The 16,287-nt window shown below is 57.6% G+C and carries 14 protein-coding genes and 1 riboswitch; of the genes, 9 read left to right on the top strand and 5 right to left on the bottom strand.

Annotation, left to right across the window (positions count from 1 at the left end):
• The first annotated feature begins 2 nt into the window (after nucleotides 1-2).
• Entirely contained in the window at nucleotides 3-1,331 is a 1,329-nt protein-coding gene (locus A8B84_RS03670) for an NADH:flavin oxidoreductase/NADH oxidase family protein (RefSeq protein WP_064228012.1), read from the top strand.
• Here the strand turns inward: A8B84_RS03670 and A8B84_RS03665 are convergent.
• A complete protein-coding gene (locus A8B84_RS03665; RefSeq protein ID WP_064228011.1) occupies nucleotides 1,318-2,136 on the bottom strand; it encodes an SDR family NAD(P)-dependent oxidoreductase in 819 nt (272 codons plus the stop codon). The genes A8B84_RS03670 and A8B84_RS03665 overlap by 14 nt on opposite strands.
• Nucleotides 2,137-2,241: 105 nt before the next feature.
• Between A8B84_RS03665 and A8B84_RS03660 the strand changes: the two genes are divergently transcribed.
• Nucleotides 2,242-2,682: a PAS domain-containing protein gene (locus A8B84_RS03660; RefSeq protein WP_064228010.1), complete on the top strand. Its 441-nt coding sequence runs from the start codon at nucleotides 2,242-2,244 to the stop codon at nucleotides 2,680-2,682.
• On the opposite strand, the gene A8B84_RS22085 is transcribed toward A8B84_RS03660, so the two are convergent.
• The gene (locus tag A8B84_RS22085; RefSeq protein ID WP_138103087.1) at nucleotides 2,683-2,811 is read right to left on the bottom strand and encodes a hypothetical protein; all 129 of its coding nucleotides are present in this window, start codon (nucleotides 2,809-2,811) and stop codon (nucleotides 2,683-2,685) included.
• Here A8B84_RS22085 and A8B84_RS21565 point away from each other — a divergent pair.
• The 6 genes from A8B84_RS21565 to A8B84_RS03635 all read left to right on the top strand — a co-directional run bounded on the left by A8B84_RS21565 (nucleotide 2,752) and on the right by A8B84_RS03635 (nucleotide 9,762).
• Nucleotides 2,752-2,889, top strand: a complete 138-nt coding sequence (locus tag A8B84_RS21565; RefSeq protein ID WP_153637212.1) for a hypothetical protein — start codon at nucleotides 2,752-2,754, stop codon at nucleotides 2,887-2,889. The genes A8B84_RS22085 and A8B84_RS21565 overlap by 60 nt on opposite strands.
• A gap of 118 nt (nucleotides 2,890-3,007) precedes the next feature.
• Nucleotides 3,008-4,003 carry a virulence protein RhuM/Fic/DOC family protein gene (gene rhuM / locus A8B84_RS03655; RefSeq protein WP_064228009.1) on the top strand — a complete coding sequence of 332 codons (996 nt, stop codon included), beginning with the start codon at nucleotides 3,008-3,010 and terminating at the stop codon, nucleotides 4,001-4,003.
• Complete coding sequence (locus A8B84_RS03650; RefSeq protein ID WP_064228008.1) at nucleotides 4,000-4,782, top strand: hypothetical protein; 783 nt, start codon at nucleotides 4,000-4,002, stop codon at nucleotides 4,780-4,782. Before rhuM ends, A8B84_RS03650 begins: the two co-directional genes overlap by 4 nt.
• Nucleotides 4,775-7,714: a hypothetical protein gene (locus A8B84_RS03645; protein WP_064228007.1), complete on the top strand. Its 2,940-nt coding sequence runs from the start codon at nucleotides 4,775-4,777 to the stop codon at nucleotides 7,712-7,714. The genes A8B84_RS03650 and A8B84_RS03645 overlap by 8 nt, the downstream gene beginning before the upstream one ends.
• Nucleotides 7,707-9,143 (top strand): hypothetical protein, encoded by a 1,437-nt coding sequence (locus A8B84_RS03640; RefSeq protein ID WP_064228006.1) that lies wholly within the window; start codon nucleotides 7,707-7,709, stop codon nucleotides 9,141-9,143. The genes A8B84_RS03645 and A8B84_RS03640 overlap by 8 nt, the downstream gene beginning before the upstream one ends.
• Nucleotides 9,136-9,762 (top strand): condensin complex protein MksE, encoded by a 627-nt coding sequence (locus A8B84_RS03635; protein WP_227512710.1) that lies wholly within the window; start codon nucleotides 9,136-9,138, stop codon nucleotides 9,760-9,762. Before A8B84_RS03640 ends, A8B84_RS03635 begins: the two co-directional genes overlap by 8 nt.
• Nucleotides 9,763-9,772: 10 nt before the next feature.
• Here the strand turns inward: A8B84_RS03635 and A8B84_RS03630 are convergent, their stop codons facing one another.
• Nucleotides 9,773-11,479: a putative bifunctional diguanylate cyclase/phosphodiesterase gene (locus A8B84_RS03630; protein WP_064228004.1), complete on the bottom strand. Its 1,707-nt coding sequence runs from the start codon at nucleotides 11,477-11,479 to the stop codon at nucleotides 9,773-9,775.
• Nucleotides 11,480-11,675: 196 nt separating this feature from the next.
• A riboswitch (glycine riboswitch) is annotated at nucleotides 11,676-11,768 on the top strand.
• 163 nt (nucleotides 11,769-11,931) lie between these two features.
• Between A8B84_RS03630 and A8B84_RS03625 the strand changes: the two genes are divergently transcribed.
• Complete coding sequence (locus A8B84_RS03625; protein ID WP_064228003.1) at nucleotides 11,932-13,152, top strand: D-amino acid dehydrogenase; 1,221 nt, start codon at nucleotides 11,932-11,934, stop codon at nucleotides 13,150-13,152.
• Here the strand turns inward: A8B84_RS03625 and A8B84_RS03620 are convergent.
• Nucleotides 13,133-14,692 (bottom strand): FGGY-family carbohydrate kinase, encoded by a 1,560-nt coding sequence (locus A8B84_RS03620; protein ID WP_064228002.1) that lies wholly within the window; start codon nucleotides 14,690-14,692, stop codon nucleotides 13,133-13,135. The two genes, A8B84_RS03625 and A8B84_RS03620, sit on opposite strands and share 20 nt — an antisense overlap.
• Nucleotides 14,682-16,283, bottom strand: a complete 1,602-nt coding sequence (locus A8B84_RS03615) for a glycerol-3-phosphate dehydrogenase/oxidase (protein WP_064228001.1) — start codon at nucleotides 16,281-16,283, stop codon at nucleotides 14,682-14,684. Before A8B84_RS03615 ends, A8B84_RS03620 begins: the two co-directional genes overlap by 11 nt.
• Between the last annotated feature and the right edge of the window lie 4 nt (nucleotides 16,284-16,287).

The following is a 16,287-nucleotide window of genomic DNA, read 5'->3' as shown; positions in this document are numbered from 1 at the left end:
TCATGACCCAATCGCCTCTTTCCAAACCCCTCAAACTCCCCTGCGGAGCAATCCTGCCCAATCGCATTGCCAAAGCCGCCATGACCGAAGGCCTGGCAGACGATCAACTCCACGCCACCCACCGCCATGAAACCCTATACCGCCGCTGGTCGGAAGGCGGAGCAGGGCTGTTAATCACCGGCAACGTTATGATTGATCACCGGGTGCTGGAGCGGCCGGGTAACGTGGCGATTGATCCCGCGCCGGCTGAAGGCGAACCGGAGGCTATGGCGCAGTTGCGTGCCTGGGCCGAGGCGGGCACCCGTAACGGAAACCATTTGTGGATGCAGATATCCCATGCCGGTCGCCAGTCGCCGCGTTACGTGACCACTCGTCCAATGGGGCCTTCTGCGGTGCAGCTATCGCTGATGGGTAACTATGCCCGTCCACGGGCGCTTACGGAGCCGGAGATCCTCGATTTTATCCAGCGCTTTGCCAACGTGGCGCGGATAGCCAAGGAGGCGGGCTTCACCGGCGTTCAGGTGCACGGGGCCCATGGGTATTTGTTGTCGTCGTTTCTGTCGCCGGTCACCAATCAGCGCACCGATCGTTGGGGTGGGTCGTTAGAAAATCGCGCCCGTTTCCTGCTGGAGGTGGTGCGGGCGACTCGCGCTGCTGTGGGGCCGGAGTTTCCGGTGGCGGTAAAGCTGAATTCAGATGATTTCCGCAAGGGCGGTTTTACGCTCGATGAGTCTGTGAAGGTGGTTCGCTGGCTCAATGAGGAGGGGATTGATCTGCTGGAGGTGTCTGGCGGCACCTACGAACAGCCACGGCTGCTTGGGTACAGCGGTGATGCCGACACGGCGAGCGAGGGGCCGGCCATGCGGGAAAGCACTCGCAAGCGGGAGGCGTACTTCCTGGATTACGCCCAGAAGATTCGCGAGGTGTGCGATTGCCCGCTGATGGTCACCGGTGGATTTCGGTCGCGGGCGTTCATGGAAGAGGTGGTCGCAAATGGCGAGACCGACGTGATTGGCCTGGGCCGACCGCTCTGTACGGACCCGGCTACGCCGAGGGATCTGCTTGAAGGGCGCATCGACAAAACGGTCTGCCATGAGGATGACATCAAACTCGCCCAGAGCGGGCTCTTCTCACCGGCCAGTCCTTTGATGCCGTTCAAGGTGATTAACGTTCTAGGTGGCCAGGCGTGGTACTACCAGCAGATTTTCCGGCTGGCGGATGACGAACAGGCCGATCCGGACCTGGGTATCCTCAAGGCCATCGGCGCTTACGTAAAGGATGAACTAAGCAGGGCCCGGCGGATAAAGAAGGCTCGCTCTACCGCAAGATGATTCTCTGGATCGAGCGGGGAATAAACCGGGTAATGAATTCGCCGGCGTAGGTCTGAGGTGTCACGAGGTATCGAGGTTTGGGTCTGGTCGCCTCGGCAGCTGTGACTATCTTTTTGGCGACATCCGATGCACTGGCTGTAAACGGCTTGAAGCTGGCATCCGGCGCAAGCGCTGCTTTCATGGCTTCATACTTTTCCCGGTGTATCTCGCTTGCTTGCCCAAGCACCGGCTGCAAGGCGGCCAGAGCATGTTCTCTGAACCGGGTCTTCACGGGGCCCGGGAGCACCAGTGAGATACTCTCCAGGCTTTCGCTGCCCTGTTCATCAAACCAGAAGCTCTCGTGGGCCGTGTTCATTGCGGATTTGGCGGCACAGTAGGCGCCTTTCATTTTCTGGGGCGTCAGTGAGAGAACGGAGCTTACGGCAATGACCCTCAGGGGTGTTCCATGTTGCTCGCAGAGCCGCAGGCACACGGCCGCCAGTTTGATGGGGCCAAATACGTGGGTGCTGAATTGCTTTTGCCACATGGATTCGGACAGGTCGCAAAGCGCGCCGAACTGCCCGTAGCCGGAGTTGTTAACCAGAATGACTTGCTCCGCCTCAGCAATTTCAGCGTCCAGAGCGCCGGCCAGGCCTTCAATCTGCTCGAAGGATGTAAGATCCAGCGCCATCTCCCGATCTGCGGACTCCACGCCGGTTGGTTGTCTTGAGAGGGCGATAACCCGGTAGCCTTTTTGGGCGAACAGGGTGCAGGCCTCATGGCCAATGCCTGCGCTGGCGCCGGTTATCAGGGCGAGTTTGGTCATTGTAAACTCCGCATGGTCGTCTTGTGCCGGGAATCCCGATTCTTTTGAGCATCGTAATGCTCTCATACCCGGCGGTTAAGGCATACGCTGAACAAAAGGAAACTGATGGTGTTTCAAAGCAAACGAAAGCAGGAACTGCAGGCCGCTCTGGAAAAGCTGGAGGCTGCCGAGAACCGGGTGTCTGAACTGGAGGCCGATTGGCAGGCGATTCAGCGGTCGGTGGCGGTTGCGGTGATGAGCGGCGATGGACTGTTTGAGTCGGTCAGCGATGTCTTTCTGGAGTTGCTTGGCTACCAGGAGCAACAGCTGATCGGAAAGCATCATCGGGTACTCTGCAAGCCTGAGGATGCGAGTGGTGAGGCGTACATCCGGTTCTGGCGTGAATTGGTTACAGGCCAGGTGCAACAGGGCCGATTCCTGAATCTCGGTGCAGATGGGCAGCCGGTCTGGCTGGAAGCCAGCTATTTACCGGTTCTGTCCGATAAGGGCATCGTAAAACGCATCATCATGATCGCCAGCGGTACTACTGAAGCCTTGCCAGCTTAGCTACGGAATAGCCGCCAAGTCAGCTTTCACAGACGAAAATCCGTCGTCTTTGTTAAGTCGCACAGTGCCGTGAAAGAGGCCAATACCGTCATCGTGACAGACAACCTCGCCATCAGACTGCTTGCCAATGACCTGGTCACCGAGTGGCTGCCAATGGAAGTCAGGGTTCTGGCAGTTTTCTTCGTATTATTGCGAATCTGCTATTGAGCTTTAAAGTAGAGCTTAACAAAGCTTCCGGGAAAGGAATTGATGGACGATTTCGTAGTTGAGGCCACTAGTCGTAAAGCAGGGGCTGATAGTCAATTTTCAAGGATGGAGAAGTAGCATGAGTGAAGGAAGCGATACCCCGATCGTTATCTATGAGAGTGCCGATCGGGCAGTAGAAGTTCGCCTGGATGCTAATCAAGAAACTGTCTGGCTTAGCCTGCAGCAGCTTGCAGATGTTTTTAGTCGCGATAAATCAGTAATTTCTCGGCATTTGAAGAACATATTCCGCGACGCGGAGCTGGACCGGGAGGCAGTTGTTGCAAAAAATGCAACAACTGCCGCGGATGGCAAAACCTATCAGGTTGAGTATTTTAATCTGGATGCGATTATTTCTGTGGGCTATCGCGTTAATTCCAGTCAAGCAACGCGTTTCCGCCAGTGGGCCACCCGTATTCTACGTGAGCACCTCACTCAGGGCTGGACCATCAATCGGCACCGTTTTGAAGAAAACGCCCAGGAATTGGAAGCGGCTTTGAGACTGGTTCGTAAGGCTGCCCAGAGTCCTGCGTTCGACACAGACAGCGGTCGTGGATTGGTCGACATCGTCAGCCGCTATGCCCAGACCTTTCTTCTTTTGCAACGTTATGACGAAGGGCTGCTAACCGATCCGCAGTCTCAGGCCGGTGGCACTTTGCCATCGCTGAAGGAGGCTCGATCAGGCCTGGATGGCTTGAAGAGCGAGTTAATGTCGAGGGGCGAAGCGACCGAGTTGTTCGCGCGTGACCGGGGTGATGGCCTAGCTTCGCTATTGGGCAACCTGGACCAGTCTGTTTTCGGCGAGCCCGCTTATCCCAGTGTGGAGGCAAAGGCGGCACATCTGTTGTATTTTGTGATCAAGAATCACCCGTTTTCCGATGGCAACAAACGCAGCGCGGCCTTTCTGTTTGTGGATTTCCTGCACCGCAATAGTCGGCTTTTTAACAACAGTGGTGAGCCGGTAATCAATGATGTCGGTCTGGCCGCCTTGACATTGTTAGTGGCCGAATCCGAACCTGCGAACAAAAACACTATGATCCGACTGATCATGAATATGCTGGCCGGGGAGAACGATTGAACGATTACCTCCAGAAAATCCTCCGTGGCCAGCCCATTAATTATGAAGCTTTCTTGAAGAAGTTGCCCGAGGCTTTTCGACGTCGCCATAGAGAATTGTTCGCGACGGAAAAGGTCAAAGGCAACCGCTGGCTTGTCTTCATCCTGGATGAAGCCGCTTTCAAGGAGCTGCAGGCTGTTGCGCAAACGCCGGTAAGCCGGGTAGACGCCGCGAAAAAGGGCAACTCTCACCGCCATGGCACAGAGGTCAGTTTTCTTCTCGTTTACCATGAGGGGTTGTCGCACAGCAGGCCCGACACTGTCGTTGTTGGAACGGAGTCCGTGGATATGGGGTTTCAGCAAGCTCGGTCGGTGCTGGTGGTAGAGAATGAGCGTAATTTTTATCAGTATGCGCAGATGCTCGATTTCGCCAGTGAAGTACTGGGCAACTCTCTTGAGCTAGCGGAGTGTGACGTGATGTTGGGAGGTGGCAACCGAATTACCCGGGGCGCGATTCTTGACTGGCTGCAGGGCTACGAAGAAGTATTCTGTGCATTCGATTATGATGCGGGTGGTCTGCAAATGTTCTCGACAATCGCAGCCTCTCTTGGTGACAAAGCCAGGTTTGTTCAGCCCCGCGACTGGCAACCCTGGTTGGGTCGGTTTCGCAACACACCGGACAGTACCGAACGATTTACAAGAGCGATATCGCTGGCGGAAGGGCTCGGCTTTGATAGCCTGGCAGAAGCCTTTCGATTGACCGGCAAATTCATGGAACAGGAGATGATTCTGGATGAGTGACTCCCAGGGGAGCCCAGGCAATTTCAATTTTGGTATCCGTCGTCTGGTACTGGTGGATTCCGCCGGCTTCTGTTACGTAGAAATTCCGGTGGACAACCACGGTCTGATCCTGGGCCCGGGCAATCTTGGAAAATCCAGCCTTCTAAACAGTCTGCGTCTGTTTCTGCTGCCGGAAAACACCTTTAAGAACAGCCGCAAGAAATTTGCCTTCCGTAATGCCAGTGCCGGTAGCTTTTACACCAACGAGGAAAGCTACCAGCATTATTTTCCCAGCCAGTTCAGTTTCCTGATCATGGAAGCCGAGAACCCGGCCGGTGTGCATTGCCAGATTCTGTATCGGGACAGCGCGAGCCAGCTCAGTTATGGCCGGGCCTTTGTGCCGGTAAGCTACGATCAGCTGCGGCCACTGTTCTGGGATGGCGATGATGAGGACGGCATTGGCCGGGCGGTGCCGGAGTTGTCGTTCAGCCGCTTGTCCGAAAAGCTGAAAAAGCTCTCCAAAGAAACCCGGCTTGTGAATGACCCGGGCAAACTCAAACAGATGCTGTACAGCAGCGAGCTGATGAATGCGGATGCTGTGCGTTATTCGGTACTGCCTCTGGGTGAGTCTGATGAACGCCGGGTTCAGTCCCTGCGCACACTGATCCTGCTGCTGTTTGAGATGAAGGCGGACGATCAGGCCATGTCCAATGCGGTGGCCAGCATCATCGAGGCAGACAAGAAGTTCGCCGACGATGCCTTCGATTTCAACATCGACGACTTTCTGAATCGTCACGATCAGCTCAAGCAGCAGCAAACCCAGCTTAACCGGATCGAGAAAGAGCGTTCGCGGTTTGAAAAGCTCGAAAAAGATTACCAGGCCTACCAGACGCTGCTTCGAAGCCAGCACGATTTTGCCGCGTTTCGGGATGGTGTGAGCCATGCCCTGCAGGATATTGGCGCCAGGCGCAAAGCCGCGGTGGAGGCTTTTAATGAGCAGAACGAGACGCTGCGCCATGTGCTGCAGGCTCTGAAAAAGCTGGAACAGGATGCCAGCGGCTTGAAGGGCGAGGTACGCTCTGCCGATCGGCGTATCAAGCAGGCCGAGCAGAACCAGAAAGATGGCGACCTCTTGTTGTCCCAGTATGGAGAGATGACCCTTCAGGAAATCGAGGATATCCAGAAGGAAGAGCTTGAGAGCAGGAAAGGCCACCTGGCCGCATTGAAAAGCGCCGCCCAGGCGGAAATTCGGCTGGAGCAGATCCAGAAGAAGAAACAGGAGCTGGAGCGCAAGCTGGAATCCCTGCAGGAACGGGAAAGCAAGCAACATTGGCAGCTGCAGAACCAGTTGGACGAGGCCACCGCTGCACCCCTTCGGGCCGTGGACCCCCGTTTGGTCATGGCCAGCCCGGGCCGGGATCTGGATGCCGACAGCAAGGCCGCCATTGAGGCTTTCGCCCGCCTGTTCGTGCCCAATGATAAAGGCTTTGACTGGTTCGATACGGAATACCAGGCACAGCCCGCCAGGCAAACAGACTTCGCCGAGCAGCGCCGGCATGTGGAAGGCGAACTTCATGGCCTGGAAAAGGAGCGGGCTGAGCTGGCGGACAATGCCAATCAGGAACATGATCGGCCCCGGTTGATTGAGCGCACCGAGAAAGAGATCCGCGCCATCGAGAAAGATCTGGAAACGCTTCAGCGTTACGCGGCGGCCGCGACCACCCTTCAGGACGCCACTGAGGAGAAGCAGGCGGCCGAAGAACAGTTGGCCAAATTGGAAGAACAGGCCCGGCTGGAGCAGGAAAAGCAGGATGCGGTGCAGCAGAAAGCCGCCAAGGCCAGAGCCGAGAAAGAGCGGATCGAAGAAAGGGAGCGGGAACTGGCGGGTCTCAGCCGGAGCGTTGGCACCGTGGAGCACCGGTTCCCGCACCTGAAAACAGTGGAAGCGGAAAAGCCGTTGGACATCGAACAGGTGTCCGTCGCGGCCTTTGACGACCTGCAAACCCAGCTGGACGACCTGGAAGAGCGTCGGCGTAGCATTCTCGACCACCTTCGCCAGTTCGTGTATCTCGGCATCCACGAAGATACCGAAGGCGAACTGCAGAAAGACAGCCCGGCGTCGTCAGTTATTCGGGAAACCTTCAAGAGCCTCTCGGACCTTTTTGCCGGCATGGCTGAGCGCTGGAACGTGCTGGAGCAACAGGTTGGCATCCACAATGAAACCGTGGCCAGTTACCGGCAGGCGCTGAAATCCAACCACGAGCACATTGCCCGTTTCGAAGCGCAGCTGAATCGCGAGCTGGATGGCGTGCGCATCAACGATCTGGTGGAAATCCGGGTGGATATCCACACCGATCCGAAATTCCGCAACCTGGTGGAAGAAGCCAACAACATCGACCCGTATGGCAACCAGCTGCAGTCCGATGCGTTCTATGACCGTTTGCGGGTGTTCGTGGCGGACTTTTTCGGGGAGGGCGGCAGCAAGCGCCTGACCATGGACAAGGTGATCACCGGCATTTCCTATCGCACTCGCAAGGAAAACGCCGCGAGCCTGGATAAAAAAGGCCAGTCCACCTCTACCACCGCACTGATCAATCTGGAATTGGTGTACCGGCTGCTGAAACGGGTTCTGTACCCGGGTGTGCAGCTGTCGTTCCCCATGGTGCTGGATGAGCTGGCCAGCGTGGACATTAGCCAGATGCCCTCCCTGTTGGAACGGCTGCGCAAGCAAGGCTTCAACCTGTTCTCTGCGGCCACCCACAGTGCCAGCGCGGAAGTGATTTACCTGATTGGCCGGCACCTGGAAGTAGGGCAGATGCGCACCTCGAAGCCTTACAGTCCGCAGCGCACCCTGGTGTTCTGGGGTGGGGCGGAAGGCTTCACCAACGGCGAGGCCATGAGCCACTGGGCCGACCAGACCCAGGCCAGCTTGATGGAGCCGGTGGATGAGTAAACGCTTCAGCACCCTGGATACCACCCGGCTGTTGTTTGAGCACCCGAAGATTCTGTTCCGGATGATCGAGCGGATGGACAGGAACGAAGCCCGGTACATCCGCGAGAGCGATTTGGTGGCCGAGGTGATGGACTACACGCGCACCCTGGGCAATGCCGACCGGGATCGGGTGCGTTTGGCGCTTAATACCGACAATCTGTTCCGAAGCGGCCTGGTGATCGACATCATCAAGGCCGAAGGCGAGCGGCGCCTGGTGTTCCAGGATGCCCTGATCAACCTGATGCGCGCCTGTAACGCCTCGCTGTACCAGGAACTGACCGATGCCAAGCTACGCGGCCATCTGGTAACCCTGCGGGATGTGCGCAATCGGCTGGAAACCAGCAGCTTCAGCGACACGGACCCGGACTACACCGAACTGCGTGATGACCTGAACGAGCGGGTCAGTCAGCTGATTGGTTTGTTGCGCCAGAATGTCCTGCGCATGCAGACCATCAGTGCGCAGCTTGCGGACCTGTCCGGCGACGCCAGTCGAGCGCCGGAGAAATTCCTGGAGTTCCGCCAGAATTTGTTCGAGCAGATCGTGACCCTGTACGAGCGCCATATCAAGCCGACCCTGGTGTTCCTGAACCCGGATACCCGGCTGCCGGATGGCAGCAACCTGTTTGAGACCCTGGAGGCCATGGTTCGGCTGCTGGAAAGTCATGGTGATCACAGCCTGGCGGACCAGCTGTTCCGTTCCTCCATCAGCCTGAACGCCCTGTACAAACCCATCCAGGCGGTGGCCCAGGAGGTGGAGCACTTCCTGCGCAAGACTCGCCAGGGCATGGTCCAGTACAACGCCATGGAGCATTTCTACGGAAAGCTGCAGGAGCTCAAGGGCGAAACCGAGACCCTGAGCCTGAAGCGAAAATGGCTGGAAGGTGGCGATTTTGCCCGAAGCACCGGTTTCCTGGTGGGTTTGCGGGCCCAGCAGCGCCCGAAACACTACGCTTTCGGGGAATCGTCCAGCTACTACCAGCTGTTGTTCAGCGAACTGGATCTGCGTCTGAACGATCTTCGTCGAAAGGCCGAGGTGCCGGTTCTGCAGGAAGTGGAGGGCAGTGGTCGCCACACCCGAATCGACGTCCAGCGCATTAACCAGCTTTATCAATGGCTGGAAACGCTAGAGCTTCGGCCAACACTCGATCTGGTACGCGAGCTACACGGCCGTCTGGACGGCTTTATTCCGGGCTATCGCTTTCCGGATTTACTGGCGGCCCTGAATCGGCTGGTCAACTCACCGCCGGAGGGTTTGCAGGTGGTCACCACCAACCGTTTCCGTGTCCTGGATCAGTCATCAGACAGCGAGCAGTTTGTCTACCGCAAGCGTCGTCTGGAAACGACTGAAAGCAACGCCCCGGTCAATCAAGAAGAGCAACAGCATGCCTGACTTATCAGACGCGATGGATACCAACGAATCCGCCGATCAATCACAAACGTCGAGCAGCTTCGAACAGATCCTGCCGGCCCACAGCGCCGCGATCTACCGGGAATTCCAGGCCGGCCGGGTGATTGTGCGTGATGTGTGGGACAGCAACCGTTCCGAGCTGCGCGCCAACCCGCTTTACAACCTGTTGTACAACCATCTGTCTCACTTCCGGACTTTCTATGAGCACCTGGGCAGCGAGCTGGTGTTCAACGAATCCGGCGCGTTTTTCTTCCTTAAGGAAAGCAGTGACGACGAGAATGAAGAACACGATGAGAATGCCTTCCGGGTGCAGGTGATCCTGCTGTTGATCGGGCGCTATTTCGCGCGCAGCGGGCGGGATCTTGAATATCTGGGGCGCGCCGATGCAGGGCTGAATGAGCAAGATCTGACGGCGTTGGCCAGTGATGAGGAGTATCAGGAGATCCTCAGGGCAGCCCGGTTCGAAAAAGGCGTGCTGGAAGCCCTGGACTACCTCGATAAGCGCCATCTTATGTTCCGTGCCGGTGCAGGGCGGTGTTTCCTGAGTTCTGCCGGGCTGTATTTCCTGCAGGAACTGGTTCGGGAATACGAGCAGGGATAAGGTTTTGTGCTCAGAAGCTTGCCAGGAACTCTTCCATCTTTTGGGCCGGCATCGGCTTGGCATACAGAAAACCCTGGGCGAGGTCACAGTCCAGGTCTGTCACCAGCTGGGCCTGTTCATCCGTTTCAACACCCTCCACAAGCACGCTCAACCCCAGACTGTGCCCGACCGTGATCATGGCCTCCATGATGGCCATATCGGCGTTGTTCTGCATCGCATGTTGTAGAAAGCTCCGGTCGATTTTTATGCCACAGACCGGGAGTTTTCTGAGATAGACGAGCGATGAGTATCCGGTGCCGAAATCATCGATGGAAATGTGCAAGCCAGCCTCTTTCAGTTTTTCGAGTTGTCTGGTCTGGTTCTCATCACTGCCAAAAACCTCATTCTCGGTCAGCTCGACCCCTAACTGGTGCGGCTCCAGTTTATAGCGTTTGAGGGTTTCGAGAATGTGGTTGGCAAGGTGCGGATTCGTGAGCTGACGTCCCGACAGGTTGATATCAACCCGCAGGTTCTCCAGAGGCGTTCCTTTCCAGGCGTGGAGCTGTTTGCAGGCCGCTTCGATAACCCAGTCGCCAATCCGGTTAATGAGGCCGGACTTCTCTGCCACGGGAATAAAAATGGCGGGCGAAACGGCCCGTGATTGACCGTTAAAACACCGAAGAAGCGCCTCACAGGAGTCACTTTTGCGTTCGCTGAGGCTGATCTGGGGCTGAAACACCAATTCCAGTCCATCGTTGTTCAGGGCATCCCGGAGCAGGTTGGTGATTTCCTGGTATTGCACCAGTCGATCATTGATATCCGGGGTATAGAAACAGAGGCCATTCTTGCCGGTTTCTTTGGCCTGGTACATGGCCGCATCTGCATTGCCCATAAGCTCCGCCACGGTGGTGCCATTGTGCGGAAACAGGCTGACACCGAAACTGGCGGTAACCTGGTAACAATCGCCTTCCAGGTGGACGTGATGTTCCAGGGCATCAATCAAACGACAGATCAGCTCATGAAGCGCTTCGGGGCCATCGAAGTCGAAGATCAGGAGAACAAATTCGTCTCCACCAAAGCGACTCAGCAGGTCGCCGCCCCGTAGTTCGGCCCTCAAGGTTTCCGCCACTGCTTTGAGGAGGCAGTCACCGTGATGATGGCCCAGCGTATCGTTGATGATCTTGAAATTGTCCAGATCGATGAACACGACCGCCAGTTCCTGCTGCAGGCGATCCGCCTCGTCGAGTCGGCTCGACAATTCCGCTTCCATGAAATGCCGGTTCGGTAATCCGGTCAGGTCGTCAAAACTCGCTCGCCGGTATAGCTCATCTCTGGCACGTTTTTGTTCTTCCAGGCTGATGTCGATACAGAACATCTCACAGGCACCGCTCTCCTGTTTGATCATGACATGGCTGGAGTAAACGGGAACCAGGTGTCCTTCTTTATGCTTGAGTTCGAGTTCGTCGGAGGGAATGCTGATGTTGTTTTCGAGCCAGTCGCGATGGGCTTCAATCACACCGTCACGCATGTGATCGGGAATGATCAGGTCTTCCAATAACTGGCCGAGTGCTTCCTGGCGGGAATAGCCGTAAAGACGGGCGCTGGCATCGTTCCAATAAATGACCCGGCGCTCTCTGTCGTATCCCTGGACAGCCACCATTGGCAGACTCTCAATCAGCTCGTAGAACCTGCTTTCACCGTCTTCTGTCGCTGATCGAAATCCTTGTCTATGTCCCATTGCGGGTCAGGATCCTCCTGGTAAGCGTTTAGCGCACCGCAAAGCGATGATGCGATAGAACTGAGCATAGTTCGGGGCCGGCGTGTTATCTAGTTGATTTGCTTCGTGACAGGGTGAATGCTTTGCAGCGGCTGGTTTCCTGGCTCCGGGTTATTTGCTATGTTTAGGCCCGTGGATTGGGTTTTATTACCAATCAGACATGTCTGCGGGAGAGACTGAATCCCTTGCGATCAGCGCCGAAGGAGCAACTGCCCCGGAAACTCTCAGGCAAAAGGACCGCTGACATGAATACTTTCCGAAGAGCTGTCGACAATCGCGTCAGTCGGCACACCGAAGGAGCAAGCGACTGTTTTCATTGAAACAGGTCGTGAATCTCTCAGGTCCCGTGACGGAAGGGGTGCTTTCTGCTATTTCGAGCAGGGAGGAAACCCTTGGCGCTCACGGAGATTGGAATGAAGCGAATTGCAGTTATCGGCGGTGGTATTACCGGTATTACCACAGCCTACACCCTTGCCAAGCGCGGGCTTGACGTTACGGTTTACGAGAAACACCGCTATGCGGCGATGGAAACCTCCTTCGCCAACGGTGGGCAGCTTTCTGCCTCTAACGCGGAGGTCTGGAACAACTGGCAGACCGTTATGAAGGGCATCAAATGGATGTCCCGCCGGGATGCGCCATTGTTGGTCAACCCAAAGCCTTCCTGGCACAAACTGAGCTGGTTCGCCGAGTTCATCGCCGCAATTCCCCAGTACGAGAAAAACACCACGGAAACCGCCCGCCTGGCCATTGCTGCCCGCGACCACCTGTTTGCCTGGGCACAGGAGGAGGGCATCGATTTCGATCTGAAGAAGCAGGGTATCCTGCACATATACCGGGACAAGGCTGGCTTCGATCACGCGGCCAAAGTGTCTCGGCTTCTGGCCGCGGGCGGCCTTGAGCGCCGTTCGGTTACCCCGGAGGAAATGAAATCCATCGAGCCGACTCTGGCCGGTACCTACTACGGCGGCTTTTTCACCGAGAGTGACTCCACCGGTGACATTCACAAGTTCACCAACGGCCTGGCCGACGCCATCCAGCGCCTTGGCGTAAAAACCTGTTATGGCCATACCGTGACCGAGCTGAGCGCCGATGAGCGTAATGCCTGGGTGACCGCCCATGACGGCAACGAGCAAACCCGGGATACCTTCGACGGGGTGGTGATCTGTGCCGGCGTAGGCAGTCGCGGGCTCGCGAAAAAGCTGGGTGACCGGGTGAATATCTACCCTGTGAAGGGTTATTCCATTACCGTAGAACTGGAAGACGAAGCTTCGCAGAAGGCGGCACCCACGGTCAGTCTGCTGGACGACGCCACCAAGATTGTCACCAGTCGCCTGGGCGATGGCCGTTTCCGCGTTGCCGGTACCGCCGAATTCAGTGGCTACAACCGCGACATCAAGGACGATCGCATCCGCCCGCTGACCCGTTGGGTTGAGCAGTGCTTTCCCGGAGTCTGTACTCGCAAGGTAGTTCCCTGGGCCGGATTGCGGCCAATGCTACCGAACATGATGCCCAGGGTTGGGCCAGGGCGCCTGCCAACCGTGTTCTACAACACGGGTCACGGCCACCTTGGCTGGACCCTTTCGGCGATTACCGCTGAAATGGTCGCGGAGCGTGTTACCGGGGATAGCCGGTAATCTCCCGGATTTTCCGGTAGAGGGGTTGGAGCTGGGGGTACATCCTCAGGTAAACCTCGGAATAGAGCCTCTGGTACAGGGCCCGGGTTTCTTCGTTCGGATGGAAAACGTCGCCAACCCGGGTCATGTTTGTCACTGCCGTATCGAAATCCGGATGCAGGCCCAGGCCTACCGCCGCGTCAATGGCGGCACCGAGCCCGGAGGTCTCATAGGTATGAGGCCTTTCGGCCGGCAATCCGAACACATCGGCGGTTAACTGCATGGCGGCATCACTCTGGGAGCCGCCACCTGCCACTCGAAGCTTCCGGATCTTCACACCGCTTCGCTTTTCGATTTTTTCCTTGCCTTCCCGCAGCGCATAGGCAAGGCCTTCAAGGATCGCGCGGTATATGTGCGAGCGGGTGTGAACGTCCCCGAATCCAATGATCGAGCCTTTTGCTTCCGGCCCGGGCTGACGTACACCGGGTGACCAGTAGGGCTGGAGCATCAGGCCCATAGATCCGGGGGGAACGGCTTTGACCAGTTCATCGAACAGCGCTTCGGGCTCAATGCCCCTTTCTTCGGCGATTTTCCTCTCCCGAAGGCCGAACTCCCGCTTGAACCAGCTCACCATCCAGAAACCCCGGTAGATCATCACTTCCGTGGAATAGTGACCGGGCAGTGCAGAAGGATAGGGCGGCATCAGCCGGATAGGTTCCACGTAGCGCTTGCTGGTGGTGTTGATGGTGGCGGTGGTGCCGTAACTCATGCAACCGATGTCTGGGGTCAGCCCGCCGGACCCGAGTATCTCGCAGGCTTTGTCGGAGGCGGCTGCGATAACGGGCAGGCTTTTTTGCAAGCCGAGGTGTCGGCAGGCTTCGTCGGTCAGATGCCCCAATGTTTCCCCGGGCGCTACCAGTTCAGGCAGCATGGAACGCTCGACCGGCATGGTCTGCCATTTGAAATCCCGTTGGCCGGCCCAGCGGTGCTTCTTGTAGTCGAAGGGCAGGTATCCAACCTGGCTTCCGGTGGAATCCCTGAATTCTCCTGTTAGCCGGTACGTGAGGAAGCCCGAGAGCAAGAGAAAGTGTCGGGTTTTCGCCCAGATCTCGGGTTCATTCTGGGCAATCCAGTTAGCCTGGGTCTTTTCCCGAAACCGGTTGATGGTGTCTTCCAGCCGGGCCAGTTTGAACAGCCATCCCCAGGGCCCTTTGACCGGGCCATCAACTCTGGCATGGCGCTGGTCGAGCCAGATGATCGCAGGGCGCAGAGGTTGGCCGTTTGCATCCAGGTTGATAACGGTGCCCCGTTGAGTGGTCACGGTGACCCCGGCAACCTGATCCGGCGTAGCTTCCGTGGAACTCCAGAGCAGTTTGCAGGCTTCCCCGAGCTGCTCCCAGAAATAATCCGGATGCTGCTCGGCCCAGCCGGGCTCCCGCGAGAAATAGGGCTCGATTTCCTGCTTGCCTTTGCCCACAAGGTTGCCGCGGGTATCAAACAACAGCGCGCGAACGCTCTGGGTGCCATTGTCGATGGCCAGAATCAGTGGATCAGCCGGCATCGGACGGCTCCCCCGACGGCATCGAATAGGCATTGTGATAGATGGACAGGTAGCGGGCCTGTTCATCGTCCCAGCGCTGGTCATCCCAGCCAAGCAGGGGTTGGCAGTGCCTGCGGATCTCCGGCAGAAGGCTTTCGGCCGCATTCGGAAGCACCAGGCCCAATCGGGTTCTGCGCAGGAGCAGATCATCCAGGTGCTGCACATCTTCTTTCTGGCAGGCCCAGCAGAGCTCTGCCCAAATCAGCTCGGAAGTCTGGAGAGAAGTAACAGCTTCCAATGGTCCAGCTGCAAGGACCTGGTGAAGCTCGGGGCCATAGAACCCCTGGAGCCGTTGCCAGCACTGATGGCTGATTGCGGCAGGCCTTGCCGAACCTTGTTCTGGCTGGAATACCGGCTCGTATTCTGGCCGCAGAACCGTGGCGGCGTCTTCGCCAAGTCCCCGGTTGAGCGCTTCCCGGGCGATCACCCGGAAGGTGGTGAGCTTGCCCCCGGCAATGCTGACGAGGCCCCGGTCTACCCTGAGTTCGTGTTCCCGGTTTTCCTTCGAGGGCGCTTTGCCCGTGCCGTCGGTTACCACGGGCCGCACCCCGGCCCAGGTTGAAAGAATGTCCTCGCGGGCAATGGGGCTTCCCGGAAACAGCCGTGAAGCGACCTCAAGCAGATAGGCGGTCTCTGCTTCGGAGATAACCGGCTCCTGATCAAGATCGCCTTCATGATCAATATCGGTGGTGCCGAGAACGGTTGTGCCGAGCCAGGGGAAGGCGAACACCGGGCGACCATCCTCAGGATGGAAAAGGGAAACGGAACAGGACACCGGCAGGCAGGACCACGGGAGGACTAGATGGCTGCCGCGCAACGGCCGGATGTGCATGGTGTCCCCGTTGGTCTGGCTCGATTGCAGCCGGTCGGCCCACGCGCCCGTGGCATTGATCACCAGGGGCGCGGAAATCATGATGGGCGTATCGTCTTCCTCTGGCTGAATCAGTAATCCAGACACCTTTCCGTCATCGCTGCGCTTTACTTCCATCGCCCGGGTGTAATTCAGGCACAGGGCTCCATCACGTCGGGCTTCGGCAATCAGGCGCAGCACCAGCCTGGAGTCGTCGGTAACCGCGTCGGTAAAACCACTGGCGCCGGCAAGTTTCTCGCTGGTCAGGCCCGGCACCCAGAGCATGGATTCGGCCGGGGTCAGAAAGTGGCGGCTGCGATTGCGGGCAATAAAGTCGTAAACCCGGAGCAGCGTCTGAAACAGGCGCGGTCCGGGGAACTGGCCTTTGAAATGCGGCATGATGAAGCGCAGGGGGTCAATCAACCCCGGTGCCTCCGCCATCAGCCGTTCCCGCTCCCGCACAGCATCCCGGGTAAGACCGTAATGGCCGCTACCGAGGTACCGAAGGCCGCCGTGGACCATCTTGGAGGACCGGCTGGAGGTGCCCCAGGAGAAATCCTTCTGTTCCACCAGAAGGGTGCGCAGGCCGCTGCCTGCTGCTTCCCGGGCCACGCCGGCACCGGTGATGCCGCCGCCGACCACCACCACATCAAATTCGGTTGTCCCTGAACGCAGCGCATTGAGGCTTTCAGTCCGGGTCATAACG

Origin of the sequence: Marinobacter sp. EhC06, assembly GCF_001650915.1 — a bacterium.
GTDB lineage: Bacteria > Pseudomonadota > Gammaproteobacteria > Pseudomonadales > Oleiphilaceae > Marinobacter.
The sequence above is the reverse complement of the archived record's forward strand: the minus strand, read 5'-3'. Positions and strand labels throughout refer to the sequence as shown.